This is a genomic window from Staphylococcus argenteus, assembly GCF_000236925.1.
Classification (GTDB): Bacteria; Bacillota; Bacilli; order Staphylococcales; family Staphylococcaceae; genus Staphylococcus; species Staphylococcus argenteus.
Genome location: NC_016941.1, coordinates 2,111,389 through 2,125,887, shown reverse-complemented (window position 1 = coordinate 2,125,887; position 14,499 = coordinate 2,111,389). Strand labels below are relative to the sequence as shown.

Sequence of the window (14,499 nt, the reverse complement as noted above, 5' to 3'; positions counted from 1 at the left end):
TAGATTATATCCTTCGAAAGGAAGTATTGGGCAATGAAAATTCAAGATTATACTAAACAAATGGTTGATGAAAAATCATTTATCGATATGGCTTATACATTATTGAATGATAAAGGCGAAACAATGAACTTATATGATATCATCGATGAGTTTAGAGCGTTAGGTGATTATGAGTACGAAGAAATTGAAAATCGTGTTGTACAATTTTACACAGATTTAAACACAGATGGTCGTTTTTTAAATGTTGGAGAAAATTTATGGGGATTACGTGATTGGTATTCAGTAGATGATATTGAAGAGAAAATCGCACCAACTATTCAAAAATTCGATATTTTGGATGCGGATGATGAAGAAGATCAAAACTTAAAATTATTGGGCGAAGATGAAATGGATGACGACGATGATATTCCAGCTCAAACAGATGATCAAGAAGAACTAAATGATCCAGAAGACGAGCAGGTTGAAGAAGAAATCAATCATTCTGATATAGTCATTGAAGAAGATGAAGATGAACTAGACGAAGACGAAGAAGTGTTTGAAGACGAAGAAGACTTCAACGATTAATTTTTTGTTTGACTTTTAGTTGAAAGATGATAAAATTTTATTCGGGCTCCTTTAAATAGGACACGTGTATAAAATTTATACGCTCCCCTTACAGAATTTGTGAGAGGGAGCGTTTTTTTATTTAATTGAGTAAATCAAGAAATGATAACGCAAAAATCAAAGTTGTAAATGATATACATAGCGACATAACATGAAAAGTTAGTTAACGTGTAACTATGTTTAATGATAAAAACGATAGACACTTAATGTGAAATTGCTAACGTTAAAGTTATGTTTTGCGTAATTTTTACAATTGATGAGGAAGCATTCCCTTTAATAATTAGGAGGTCAGGACATGACAAAATTTATTTTTGTAACAGGTGGCGTAGTTTCATCATTAGGGAAGGGTATTACAGCATCTTCTCTAGGTAGATTATTAAAAGATAGAGGTCTAAATGTAACAATTCAAAAATTCGATCCATACTTAAATGTTGACCCAGGTACAATGAGTCCTTATCAACATGGTGAAGTATTTGTAACGGATGACGGTGCAGAAACAGACTTAGACTTAGGTCATTATGAAAGATTTATTGATATTAACTTAAATAAATTTTCAAATGTAACAGCGGGTAAAGTATATTCACACGTATTGAAAAAAGAACGTCGTGGTGACTACTTAGGTGGAACTGTGCAAGTTATTCCGCATATTACAAATGAAATTAAAGAGCGTTTATTACTTGCAGGTGAAAGTACAAATGCAGATGTTGTTATTACAGAAATCGGTGGTACAACAGGTGATATCGAATCACTTCCGTTTATCGAAGCAATTCGTCAAATTCGTAGTGATTTAGGTAGAGAAAATGTAATGTATGTACATTGTACATTGTTGCCATATATTAAAGCTGCTGGTGAAATGAAAACTAAGCCTACACAACATAGCGTTAAAGAATTAAGAGGTTTAGGTATTCAACCAGATTTAATCGTAGTAAGAACTGAATATGAAATGACACAGGATTTAAAAGATAAAATTGCATTATTCTGTGATATCAATAAAGAAAGTGTTATTGAATGTCGTGATGCAGATTCTTTATATGAAATTCCATTACAATTAAGCCAACAAAACATGGATGATATCGTAATTAAACGATTACAATTAAATGCAAAATATGAAACACAGCTTGATGAGTGGAAACAACTATTAGATATCGTTAATAATTTAGATGGTAAAATTACAATTGGTTTAGTAGGTAAATATGTTAGTTTACAAGATGCGTATTTATCAGTTGTTGAATCATTGAAACATGCTGGATATCCTTTTGCCAAAGATATTGACATTAGATGGATTGATTCAAGTGAAGTAACTGATGAAAATGCAGCAGAATACCTTGCGGATGTTGATGGTATTCTAGTACCAGGTGGTTTTGGTTTCCGTGCAAGCGAAGGTAAAATCAGTGCTATCAAGTATGCTAGAGAAAATAACGTGCCATTCTTTGGTATTTGTTTAGGTATGCAACTTGCAACTGTTGAATTCTCAAGAAATGTATTAGGTCTTGAAGGTGCACATTCTGCAGAATTAGATCCAGCAACGCCATATCCAATTATTGACCTATTGCCTGAACAAAAAGATATTGAAGATTTAGGTGGAACATTACGTTTAGGTTTATATCCATGCGCAATTAAAAATGATACTTTAGCACAATCAATTTATGATAAAGCTGAAATTGAAGAAAGACATCGTCACCGTTATGAGTTCAATAATGACTATAGAGAGCAATTAGAAGCGAACGGTATGGTTATTTCTGGTACAAGCCCAGATGGACGTTTAGTAGAAATGGTAGAAATTCCGACAAATGATTTCTTTATTGCTTGTCAATTCCATCCAGAGTTCTTATCTAGACCAAATCGTCCACATCCAATTTTTAAATCATTTATTGAAGCTTCATTAAAATACCAACAAAATAAATAAAAAGAATCATAAACATAAGTAAATACTTAAAATTTTGATATAAAGAGCCGTTACTTCCACATTATCATTTGTGAAGGTAACGGCTTTAATTTTAATGATGAATAATTTAATAAAATGATAAATGACATATATAAACAGTACATGTCTTGAAAGAGGGTGGCAAAGAACGAGTATTTATAATTCTAAATCTCTCGTCATTTCAATCATTTGTGTATAAATATCATAATATACGTAATTAAACGCCATTGCATGAGGTTGCACAATTTTATCGTAATCTTCAGTGTAGACAATTGGCCTTGGTGTAGATAAATCAATAAAATGAACGAGATAATCAGGAAAGTCATCTGTTTTAGGTTTGTTGCTAATTAAGACAATATCAATATCTAAATCGATAAGTTTTTGAATATCATTTGCAACTTGTTCCGAATAGAATGGTGCAAATAAAAATACACGATCAGTTGAATCAATGTCCTTGAAGCTATTAAGTGACTCAAGTTTACGGCTAGACTTTAATCTTTCGTCACTATATAGAACAAAGTTTTCGAAAAATTGTAAGTCATCATATCCTTTTACATAGACATAACCTTCACCGCCAATTGCTTGTACTAAGCATTGTGCTCCCATTTGAATTTCTAAAGATTGTTTTTCTAATCTATTAAAGATTCCTATTAATTGTGTGTTTAAGATTTTTGACATCTTTATCCTCCAATCTACTTATAAAATATTGTAATTAATGGGCACATATTATGCAATGACTTAAATTGCATAATAATGTATACGTTTGCATTTATTATAACTATCGCATTTTTCAAAAAATACACATTTAATATGCAGTATTTCAATGCATTGGCGCTATTTTTTTGATATAATTACTTTGAAAAATATGTGCACAAGCACTCAAGGAGGAACTTTCATGCCTTTAGTTTCAATGAAAGAAATGTTAATTGATGCAAAAGAAAATGGTTATGCGGTAGGTCAATACAATATTAATAACCTAGAATTTACTCAAGCAATTTTAGAAGCTTCACAAGAAGAAAATGCACCTGTAATTTTAGGTGTTTCTGAAGGTGCTGCTCGTTATATGAGCGGTTTCTACACAATTGTTAAAATGGTTGAAGGTTTAATGCATGACTTAAACATCACTATTCCTGTAGCTATTCATTTAGACCACGGTTCAAGCTTTGAAAAATGTAAAGAAGCTATCGATGCTGGTTTCACATCAGTAATGATCGATGCTTCACATAGCCCATTTGAAGAAAACGTAGCAACTACTAAAAAAGTTGTTGAATACGCACACGAAAAAGGTGTTTCTGTAGAAGCTGAATTAGGTACTGTAGGCGGACAAGAAGACGATGTTGTAGCAGATGGCATCATTTATGCTGACCCTAAAGAATGTCAAGAACTAGTTGAAAAAACTGGTATCGATGCATTAGCACCTGCACTTGGTTCTGTACATGGACCATACAAAGGTGAACCTAAATTAGGTTTCAAAGAAATGGAAGAAATTGGTTTATCAACTGGTTTACCATTAGTATTACATGGTGGTACTGGTATCCCAACAAAAGATATTCAAAAAGCTATTCCATTTGGTACAGCTAAAATTAACGTAAATACTGAAAACCAAATCGCTTCAGCTAAAGCAGTTCGTGACGTTTTAAATAACGACAAAGAAGTTTACGATCCTCGTAAATACTTAGGACCAGCTCGCGAAGCTATCAAAGAAACAGTTAAAGGTAAAATCAAAGAGTTCGGTACTTCTAACCGTGCTAAATAATTAATATTTAGTTTTAAAATTATTAATAACGTAGGGATATTAATTTAAAAAGAAGCAGACAGATTAATGTTTGCTTCTTTTTTATGCTGTGAAAGTCATAAAGAAGTCTTTTTTACTTTAAAATGATTTTACAAAAAGAGTGGGATATGACAAAAATGATTTGTGCTATAATTAAAAAGAAAATTATACATTCATTGAAATAGTAGTGTATACGTTAGTTGTAAAATTAAAATTGAATGGATTGTCATAATAATGTCAAAATTCAATCAAATAATCAGACTTTAGACCATGGTCAAGTGGGTACGAACATCATATATTAGTAAAGGTAAATTATTAGTTATTAATCAATGGTAAATAGAGAGAGACAAATTTAACGGTTAAAATAAACTATTTTACAAATAAAGTAAAATTAATTTATAATGCTAATAATGCAAAATTTTAAAAAGTAATGAACAAAGGAGATAAATGATATGGCTCAAGAGGTAATAAAAATAAGAGGTGGACGCACGCTGAATGGGGAAGTTAATATCAGTGGTGCGAAAAACAGTGCTGTAGCTATCATTCCTGCAACATTATTAGCTCAAGGACATGTGAAACTAGAAGGATTACCACAAATCTCTGATGTTAAAACGTTAGTAAGTTTATTAGAAGATTTAAATATTAAAGCTACATTGGAAGGTACTGAGTTAGAAGTAGATACAACTGAAATAAAAAATGCTGTGCTACCTAATAATAAAGTTGAATCATTACGTGCTTCATATTATATGATGGGAGCTATGTTAGGGCGCTTTAAAAAATGTGTAATTGGGTTGCCTGGAGGGTGTCCGCTTGGGCCACGTCCAATCGATCAACATATTAAAGGATTTAAAGCTTTGGGAGCTGAAATTGACGAATCAAGCGCAATATCTATGAAAATTGAAGCTAAAGAATTGAAAGGTGCACACATCTTTTTAGACATGGTAAGTGTAGGTGCAACAATTAATATCATGTTAGCAGCAGTCTATGCAACTGGGCAAACCGTAATCGAAAATGCTGCAAAAGAGCCAGAAGTTGTCGATGTTGCTAATTTCTTAACAAGTATGGGAGCCAATATTAAAGGTGCAGGTACATCAACAATTAAGATAACTGGTGTAGAGAAATTACATGGGTCTGAGTATCAAGTGATACCTGATCGAATCGAAGCGGGTACATATATGTGTATTGCTGCGGCATGCGGTGAAAATATAATTTTAAATAATATTGTACCTAAACATGTCGAAACATTAACTGCTAAGTTTAGTGAATTAGGTGTCAATGTAGATGTACAAGATGAAAGACTTCGTATTAATAACAATGCACCTTATCAATTTGTAGATATTAAGACTTTAGTTTATCCAGGATTTGCGACAGATTTACAACAACCGATTACACCATTGCTATTTATGGCTAATGGTCCGTCATTTGTAACGGATACAATCTATCCTGAACGATTTAAACATGTAGAAGAATTAAAACGTATGGGAGCTAATATTGAAGTTGATGAAGGTACTGCAACTATCAAACCGTCAACTTTACACGGTGCTGAAGTTTATGCGAGTGACTTAAGAGCTGGTGCATGCTTAATTATTGCTGGCTTAATTGCAGAAGGTGTTACAACAATTTACAATGTAAAACATATTTATAGAGGTTATACGGATATTGTAGAACATCTAAAAGCTTTAGGCGCTGACATTTGGACAGAAACTGTATAGATTATTGTTATTTTGTGGTATAATAATTATACTAAGTTTAAAAAGGGTGTTAATTTACATTCTAATTTTTTGATGAGAGGTGAAGATGATGGAAGTATGTCCGTATCTCGAAGAAACTTTTAAAATACTTGGTAGAAGTTGGAATGGATTAATCATTAATTATCTCTCAAGATGTAATGACTGTTCAGCACACTTTTCCGATATGAAAAGAGATTTGAAAACTATAACCCCGCGTGCATTAAGCCTTAAATTATCAGAGCTTGCACAATGGGAGTTAGTAGAAAAACAAATCATTTCTACGAGTCCAGTACAAATTATTTATGTTTTGACTGAAAAAGGTCAAGCGTTAGCAGATGCCTTACATCCAATTGAAGCATGGGCGCAAACATACGTAGAATTAACAGATCAACGTACTGCTAAATAAAATCGTAATTTATAAATATAATTTTTCTTATTAAACTATTTTCTAGTTATCGTTTTAAATACGATGATTGGAGAATAGTTTTTTATTTTCAAAAGAAGTTTATCTGATTTAAAAATCTAAGTCATTTTATTTTGAAGAATCAAAAGGGAAGCGTATCATAGTGAAATGTAATGTTTATATCGTGTGCATTACGGATAAATAACATACAAATCATTCTTGAGGAGTGAAAGAATAATGAGAGACTATACAAAGCAATATATTAATGGTGAATGGGTTAACAGTAATAGTAATGAAACGATAGAAGTTATAAATCCAGCAACTGAAGAAGTAATTGGTAAAGTTGCAAAAGGAAATAAAGAAGATGTAGATAGAGCAGTTGAGGCGGCTGACAGTGTTTATTTAGAATTCCGTCATATGCCTGTAAAAGAAAGACAAGAACTGCTAGATAAAATTGTAAAAGAATATGAAAATAGAAAAGATGACATTGTACAAGCAATTACAGATGAACTAGGTGCACCACTATCATTATCTGAACGTGTTCATTATCAAATGGGGTTAAATCATTTTGTTGCAGCAAGAGATGCTCTGAATACTTTTGAATTTGAAGAACGTCGTGGAGATGATTTAGTTGTTAAAGAAGGTATTGGTGTATCAGGTTTAATTACACCATGGAATTTCCCGACGAATCAAACGTCATTAAAGTTAGCAGCAGCATTTGCAGCGGGTAGTCCAGTGGTACTTAAACCTTCTGAAGAAACACCATTTGCAGCAGTTATTTTAGCGGAAATATTTGATAAGGTTGGTGTTCCTAAAGGGGTATTTAACCTTGTGAATGGTGATGGTGCTGGTGTAGGTAATCCATTGTCTGAACACCCGAAAGTTCGTATGATGTCATTTACTGGTTCTGGTCCAACTGGATCTAAAATTATGGAAAAGGCAGCTACTGACTTTAAAAAAGTATCACTTGAACTTGGTGGTAAGTCACCATACATCGTTTTAGAAGATGTAGATATTAAAGAAGCTGCTAAAGCAACAACAGGAAAAGTGGTTAACAATACTGGACAAGTTTGTACTGCTGGTACGCGCGTGTTAGTTCCAAATCAAATTAAAGATGCATTTTTAGCTGAGTTAAAAGAACAGTTTAGTCAAGTACGTGTTGGTAATCCGAGAGAAGAAGGAACGCAAGTCGGTCCTATAATTAGTAAAAAACAATTTGATCAAGTACAAAATTATATAAATAAAGGCATTGAAGAAGGTGCAGAATTATTCTACGGTGGCCCAGGTAAGCCTGATGGCCTTGAAAAAGGTTACTTTGCACGTCCAACAATTTTTATCAATGTTGATAATCATATGACCATTGCACAAGAAGAAATTTTTGGACCGGTGATGTCAGTCATCACATATAATGACTTAGATGAAGCAATTGAAATTGCTAACGATACTAAATATGGTTTAGCAGGTTATGTCATTGGTAATGATAAAGAAACATTGCGTAAAGTAGCGCGCTCTATTGAAGCGGGTACTGTAGAAATCAATGAAGCAGGTAGAAAACCAGATTTACCATTTGGTGGTTATAAGCAGTCTGGATTAGGTCGTGAATGGGGCGACTACGGTATTGAAGAATTTTTAGAAGTGAAATCTATTGCAGGTTACTTTAAATAAATTTGATTTTTGAATTAAAAATCGCAATAAAACAGTGCACATGACTAATTAAGTTTTGTGTACTGTTTTAATTTTGCAATTTTTATAAATAGATTTTGTAATTAAAATAAAAATTTGCTATAGTTATTCATGTATTTAAAAGGTTGGGGATTAGCATAATGATATCGTATCATCACAGTTATTTATGCATTGTCATGCCTATCTATTACTTACTAACTAAAAAATAATGAAATGGGTGTAAACTATATGCCTGAAAGAGAACGTACATCTCCTCAGTATGAATCATTCCACGAATTGTACAAGAACTATACTACCAAGGAACTCACTCAGAAAGCTAAAACTCTTAAGTTAACAAACTACAGTAAACTAAATAAAAAAGAACTTGTCCTAGCTATTATGGAAGCACAAATGGAAAAAGATGGTAACTATTATATGGAGGGTATTTTAGATGATATCCAACCAGACGGTTACGGCTTTTTAAGAACAGTTAACTATTCTAAAGGAGAAAAAGATATTTATATCTCTGCGAGTCAAATTCGTCGTTTTGAAATTAAACGTGGCGATAAGGTGACAGGGAAAGTTAGAAAGCCTAAAGACAATGAAAAATATTATGGCTTATTACAAGTTGATTTTGTCAATGATCACAATGCAGAAGAAGTGAAGAAGCGTCCGCATTTCCAAGCATTAACGCCATTGTATCCAGATGAACGAATTTTATTAGAGACAGAAACGAAAAATTATTCAACACGTATAATGGATTTAGTAACACCGATTGGTCTAGGTCAACGTGGTTTAATCGTAGCACCTCCTAAAGCGGGTAAAACGTCGTTATTAAAAGAAATTGCAAATGCAATTAGTACAAATAAACCAGATGCAAAATTATTTATATTACTTGTTGGTGAACGTCCTGAAGAGGTAACGGACTTAGAGCGTTCAGTAGAAGCAGCTGAAGTTGTACATTCGACATTTGATGAACCACCAGAACATCATGTTAAAGTAGCTGAATTATTACTTGAACGTGCAAAACGTTTAGTAGAAATTGGTGAAGATGTCATCATATTAATGGATTCTATAACAAGACTAGCACGTGCATATAACTTAGTTATTCCGCCAAGCGGTCGTACATTGTCAGGTGGTTTAGATCCTGCATCATTACACAAACCGAAAGCATTTTTCGGTGCAGCTAGAAATATAGAAGCGGGAGGAAGTTTAACAATTCTTGCAACTGCATTAGTTGATACGGGTTCACGTATGGACGATATGATTTATGAAGAATTTAAAGGTACAGGAAATATGGAGTTACATTTAGATCGTAAATTATCTGAACGTCGTATATTCCCGGCTATTGATATCGGTCGAAGCTCAACGCGTAAAGAAGAATTGTTAATTAGTAAATCTGAATTGGATACTTTATGGCAACTAAGAAATCTGTTCACTGATTCAACTGACTTCACTGAACGTTTTATTAGAAAGCTTAAAAAGTCGAAGAACAATGAAGACTTCTTTAAACAATTACAAAAATCTGCAGAAGAAAGTACTAAAACAGGTCGTCCGATAATTTAATAAACATCGCACCAGGGGCTTGCGTTTTATACTAATTACCTTTATAATTACACAGTATTGGGTAAAAACTCACAAATAACTCTGTTCCAGATGGTTCAGGGCAAAGGAGCTGAAAATAATGAAACAAGGAATTCATCCTGAGTATCATCAAGTAATCTTTTTAGATACTACTACAAACTTCAAATTCTTAAGCGGTTCTACAAAAACAACTTCAGAAATGATGGAGTGGGAAGATGGAAAAGAATACCCAGTTATTCGTTTAGATATTTCATCTGATTCACATCCATTCTACACAGGACGTCAAAAATTCGCTGCTGCGGATGGACGTGTGGAACGTTTCAACAAAAAGTTTGGTCTTAAATCAAACAACTAATATAGCGATAGTTAAACTGTCTACATTCAATTATGGATGCATAGGCAGTTTTTTTATGTTTAAAGTGTTTATAAATGTGATGAGTTTGATGAGTGTTTGTTACTTTGTACTGAAAATATAAATTCTATTGTGTTTCGTTGAAGATATGAAGATTGCGAATGAAATGACATGTATTTTATAGTTTATTAAAAACGAATGGTTTGAACATTGACTCTAACGATAATACTAGCTTAAAGTAAATTCGTTACTTAACGATAGGAATATCCTATTTAACAATATTTTGAATGATACACATTATCGATATAATTATGAAAAAGACATTTATGAATAATTGAAATATGATATAATAAAGCGATTATGTTTTGAAAAAGGTGGAACTCTCAATGTATGAAACTTACCATTCCGGTTGGATAGAATGTATTACAGGTAGTATGTTTAGCGGTAAATCCGAAGAACTGATAAGACGATTAAGAAGGGGTATATACGCTAAACAAAAAGTCGTTGTATTTAAACCGGCGATTGATGATCGATATCATAAAGAAAAAGTCGTATCTCATAATGGTAATGCCATTGAAGCGATTAATATTTCTACAGCAAGAGAAATTATGATGCATGACTTATCAAATGTTGATGTTATAGGAATAGACGAAGTGCAATTTTTTGATGATGAAATTGTAAGTATTGCAGAAAAATTATCATCTAATGGACACCGTGTTATTGTTGCTGGATTGGATATGGATTTTAGGGGCGAACCGTTCGAACCAATGCCTAAATTGATGGCTGTCAGTGAACAAGTAACGAAACTTCAAGCAGTATGTGCTGTTTGTGGTTCTTCATCTAGTAGAACACAACGATTAATAGATGGTAAACCAGCTAAAATCGACGATCCGATTATTTTAGTAGGTGCCAATGAAAGTTATGAACCACGTTGTCGTGCGCACCATATCGTAGCACCAAGTGACAATAATAAGGAGGAATTATAAGTGTTTGATCAATTAGATATTGTAGAAGAAAGATACGAACAACTTAATGAATTGTTAAGTGATCCAGATGTAGTAAATGATTCAGATAAATTACGTAAATATTCTAAAGAACAAGCGGATTTGCAAAAAACTGTAGATGTTTATAGAAATTATAAATCTAAAAAAGAAGAATTGACTGATATAGAAGAATTATTAAATGAAACAGAAGATAAAGAAGAAATCGAAATGTTAAAAGAGGAAAGCAGTGGTATTAAAGCGGAACTGCCTAACCTTGAAGAAGAACTTAAAATATTGTTGATTCCAAAAGATCCTAATGACGAAAAAGATGTTATCGTCGAAATTAGAGCTGCTGCAGGTGGAGATGAAGCGGCTATTTTCGCAGGTGACTTAATGCGTATGTATTCTAAGTATGCTGAATCGGAAGGATTTAAAACAGAAATAGTGGAAGCATCTGAAAGTGACCATGGTGGTTATAAAGAAATTAGTTTCTCAGTATCTGGTAATGGTGCATACAGTAAATTAAAATTTGAAAATGGTGCACACCGTGTTCAACGTGTTCCAGAAACTGAATCAGGTGGACGTATTCATACTTCAACAGCAACAGTTGCAGTGTTACCTGAGGTTGAAGATGTAGAAATTGAAATTCGCAATGAAGATTTAAAAATAGATACGTATCGTTCAAGTGGTGCAGGTGGTCAGCACGTCAATACAACTGACTCTGCAGTACGTATTACCCATTTGCCAACAGGCGTAATTGCAACATCTTCTGAGAAATCTCAAATTCAAAACCGTGAAAAAGCGATGAAAGTGTTGAAAGCGCGCCTATATGATATGAAAGTTCAAGAAGAACAACAAAAATATGCTTCTCAACGTAAATCGGCAGTTGGTACTGGAGATCGTTCAGAACGTATTAGAACTTACAATTACCCTCAAAGCCGTGTAACAGACCATCGTATCGGACTTACACTTCAAAAACTTGGCCAAATAATGGAAGGTCATTTAGAAGAAATTATTGATGCACTGACTTTATCAGAGCAAACAGATAAATTGAAAGAACTTAACAATGGTGAATTATAAAGAGAAGCTAGACGAAGCAATTCAATTAGCGCAGAAAAAAGGATTTGAGCAAACACGAGCAGAATGGCTAATGCTAGATGTATTTCAATGGACACGTACTGACTTTGTTGTACACATGCATGATGAAATGCCTAAAGCAATGATTATGAAATTCGATTTAGCTCTTCAACGCATGCTTTTAGGAGAACCGGTTCAGTATATTGTAGGTTTTGCTTCGTTTTTTGGAAGAACGTTTGATGTAAATACGAATTGTTTAATACCAAGACCTGAAACTGAAGAAGTTATGTTGCATTTTTTACGACAATTAAAAGATGGTGCAACAATTGCTGATATCGGAACAGGGAGCGGAGTGCTTGCGGTTTCTTTGAAATGTGAAAAGCCAGACCTAAATGTTATCGCCACTGATATCTCTCTAGATGCGCTTAATATAGCGCGTGTTAATGCAGAGAAAAATCAAACGCACATTCAATTTTTAATTGGAAATGCATTGAAACCATTGATAAAGAAAGGTATTAAGTTAAATGGTTTGATTTCAAATCCTCCATATATTGACGAAAAGGATATGGATTCAATGTCGCCAACAGTGACAAAGTTTGAACCGCATCAAGCTTTATTTGCTGATAATCATGGATATGCAATTTATGAATCAATCATTGAAGATTTACCGTACGTCATTGTACCTGGAAGTCCAATTGTGTTTGAAATTGGCTACAACCAAGGGGAGACACTTAAAAAAATTATTTCAAAAAAATATCCGGATAAAAATATAGATATTATTAAAGATATAAACGGTCAAGACAGAATCGTTTCATTTATATGGTGATTACAAGTTATGCGCTTACGATATATAGTTAAGTGCATAGCTTTTTACTTTGTATTATGATAAATAGGAAAGGTGTGATTAAGGTGGATACTAAAATTTGGGATGTTAGAGAATATAATGAAGATTTACAGCAATATCCTAAAATTAATGAAGTGAAAGATATAGTATTAAATGGTGGATTAATTGGATTGCCAACAGAAACAGTTTATGGACTTGCAGCAAATGCGAAAGATGAACAAGCTGTAACTAAAATATATGAAGCAAAAGGACGTCCGTCTGATAACCCGCTTATTATTCATATACACAGTAAAGAGCAATTAGAAGATTTTACATACGCTATAGATGAACGTATAGACAAATTAATGGATGCATTTTGGCCTGGTCCGATTTCATTTATATTACCATTAAAGAAAGGTTATTTATGTTCGAAAGTTTCGGGTGGATTATCATCAGTTGCAGTTAGGATGCCGAGTCATTCTGTTGGAAGACAATTATTACAAATTATAGATGAACCTTTAGCTGCGCCAAGTGCAAATTTAAGTGGCAGACCTTCACCAACGACGTTTAAACACGTTTTTCATGATTTGAATGGACGTATTGATGGCATTATTCAAGCAGAACAAAGTGAAGAAGGTTTAGAAAGTACAGTGTTAGATTGTACATCTTTTCCTTATAAAATTGCCAGACCTGGTTCTATTACAGCATCAATGATTAGCGAAATCATTCCAAATAGTGTTACTCATGCTGATTACAATGATACTGAAAAACCAATTGCACCAGGCATGAAATATAAACATTACGCGCCTAATACACCGTTAACGATTATTACTGAACTTAATAATAATATTGGTAATGATGAAGAGGAATGGTCGTCTATAGCTTTTATAGTCCCAAAATCTAAAGTTCACTTTATACCTAACAAAGCACAATTTATTTATTTATGCGAAGATGAAAAAGATATCAAACAAGCTAATCATAATCTATATGAAGTGTTACATACATTAGATGAAAATGAAACAATCAAACAAGCTTATATTTATGGATTTGATTTAAATGATCAGAGTGAGGCGATAATGAATCGTATGATAAAAGCAGCAGGAAATCATTTTGTTAAAGGATATGAACTATGAATATTGTATTTGTCTGCACAGGAAATACATGTCGTAGTCCGTTAGCTGAAAGTATTGCAAAAGAAATTATGCCAAATGAGCACTTTGAATCTCGAGGATTATTCGCTATGAATAATCAAGAAGTCGCCCGTCATGTTATAGATATCATTCATGAGTATAATTTAGTAAAACCAACATTATCACAACAATTTAGTGAACAAGATTTAAAAGCAGATATTATTTTGACTATGTCACGTTCTCATAAAGAAATGATATTCACGCAATATGGATTTCAAAACAATGTATATACTTTGCATGAATATGTTAAAGAAGTTGGAGAAGTAGTAGATCCTTATGGTGGTTCAAGAGAAATTTATCAATACACATACGATGAACTTACAAAGTTAATTTTAAAATTAAAAGAAATTATTTGCTAAAAGGAATTCTGTATAATTAGTATATGTTAACAGTT

The 14,499-nt window shown here is 33.0% G+C and carries 14 protein-coding genes; 13 read left to right on the top strand and 1 reads right to left on the bottom strand.

The annotated features are described in order from the left end of the window. Positions 1-33 precede the first annotated feature (33 nt). Together rpoE and SAMSHR1132_RS10375 are read left to right on the top strand one after the other, a co-directional pair. Positions 34-564, top strand: coding sequence for a DNA-directed RNA polymerase subunit delta (gene rpoE / locus SAMSHR1132_RS10380; RefSeq protein ID WP_000701483.1), 531 nt, complete (start codon positions 34-36; stop codon positions 562-564). A gap of 334 nt (positions 565-898) precedes the next feature. Continuing rightward, on the top strand, positions 899-2,509 hold the full coding sequence (locus SAMSHR1132_RS10375; RefSeq protein WP_000159957.1) for a CTP synthase: 1,611 nt from the start codon (positions 899-901) through the stop codon (positions 2,507-2,509). A gap of 174 nt (positions 2,510-2,683) precedes the next feature. Here the strand turns inward: SAMSHR1132_RS10375 and SAMSHR1132_RS10370 are convergent, their stop codons facing one another. After that, positions 2,684-3,205, bottom strand: a complete 522-nt coding sequence (locus SAMSHR1132_RS10370) for a DUF2529 domain-containing protein (RefSeq protein ID WP_000036010.1) — start codon at positions 3,203-3,205, stop codon at positions 2,684-2,686. A 217-nt stretch (positions 3,206-3,422) separates the two neighbouring features. On the opposite strand from SAMSHR1132_RS10370, the gene fdaB reads away from it, so the two are divergent. From fdaB to SAMSHR1132_RS10315, 11 genes are all read left to right on the top strand, one after another. Further along, on the top strand, positions 3,423-4,283 hold the full coding sequence (gene fdaB, locus SAMSHR1132_RS10365) for a class IIb fructose-bisphosphate aldolase FdaB (RefSeq protein ID WP_001131841.1): 861 nt from the start codon (positions 3,423-3,425) through the stop codon (positions 4,281-4,283). A 470-nt stretch (positions 4,284-4,753) separates the two neighbouring features. Next, positions 4,754-6,013 carry a UDP-N-acetylglucosamine 1-carboxyvinyltransferase gene (locus tag SAMSHR1132_RS10360; protein WP_000046616.1) on the top strand — a complete coding sequence of 420 codons (1,260 nt, stop codon included), beginning with the start codon at positions 4,754-4,756 and terminating at the stop codon, positions 6,011-6,013. A gap of 88 nt (positions 6,014-6,101) precedes the next feature. Next, positions 6,102-6,437, top strand: coding sequence for a winged helix-turn-helix transcriptional regulator (locus SAMSHR1132_RS10355; protein WP_000451439.1), 336 nt, complete (start codon positions 6,102-6,104; stop codon positions 6,435-6,437). Positions 6,438-6,671: 234 nt separating this feature from the next. Then, complete coding sequence (locus SAMSHR1132_RS10350) at positions 6,672-8,099, top strand: aldehyde dehydrogenase family protein (protein ID WP_001206116.1); 1,428 nt, start codon at positions 6,672-6,674, stop codon at positions 8,097-8,099. Positions 8,100-8,345: 246 nt separating this feature from the next. Next, a complete protein-coding gene (gene rho / locus SAMSHR1132_RS10345) occupies positions 8,346-9,662 on the top strand; it encodes a transcription termination factor Rho (protein WP_001115104.1) in 1,317 nt (438 codons plus the stop codon). Between the two features lie 118 nt (positions 9,663-9,780). Further along, on the top strand, positions 9,781-10,035 hold the full coding sequence (locus SAMSHR1132_RS10340) for a type B 50S ribosomal protein L31 (protein WP_000808972.1): 255 nt from the start codon (positions 9,781-9,783) through the stop codon (positions 10,033-10,035). 383 nt (positions 10,036-10,418) lie between these two features. Beyond that, complete coding sequence (locus tag SAMSHR1132_RS10335) at positions 10,419-11,018, top strand: thymidine kinase (RefSeq protein ID WP_000273359.1); 600 nt, start codon at positions 10,419-10,421, stop codon at positions 11,016-11,018. Next, entirely contained in the window at positions 11,019-12,095 is a 1,077-nt protein-coding gene (prfA, locus tag SAMSHR1132_RS10330) for a peptide chain release factor 1 (RefSeq protein ID WP_000460246.1), read from the top strand. Further along, positions 12,082-12,918, top strand: a complete 837-nt coding sequence (prmC, locus tag SAMSHR1132_RS10325) for a peptide chain release factor N(5)-glutamine methyltransferase (protein WP_000248738.1) — start codon at positions 12,082-12,084, stop codon at positions 12,916-12,918. Before prfA ends, prmC begins: the two co-directional genes overlap by 14 nt. Before the next feature lie 83 nt (positions 12,919-13,001). After that, on the top strand, positions 13,002-14,048 hold the full coding sequence (locus tag SAMSHR1132_RS10320; RefSeq protein ID WP_000379904.1) for an L-threonylcarbamoyladenylate synthase: 1,047 nt from the start codon (positions 13,002-13,004) through the stop codon (positions 14,046-14,048). Beyond that, a complete protein-coding gene (locus SAMSHR1132_RS10315; protein ID WP_001028193.1) occupies positions 14,045-14,464 on the top strand; it encodes a low molecular weight protein arginine phosphatase in 420 nt (139 codons plus the stop codon). Before SAMSHR1132_RS10320 ends, SAMSHR1132_RS10315 begins: the two co-directional genes overlap by 4 nt. Positions 14,465-14,499: the final 35 nt, after the last annotated feature.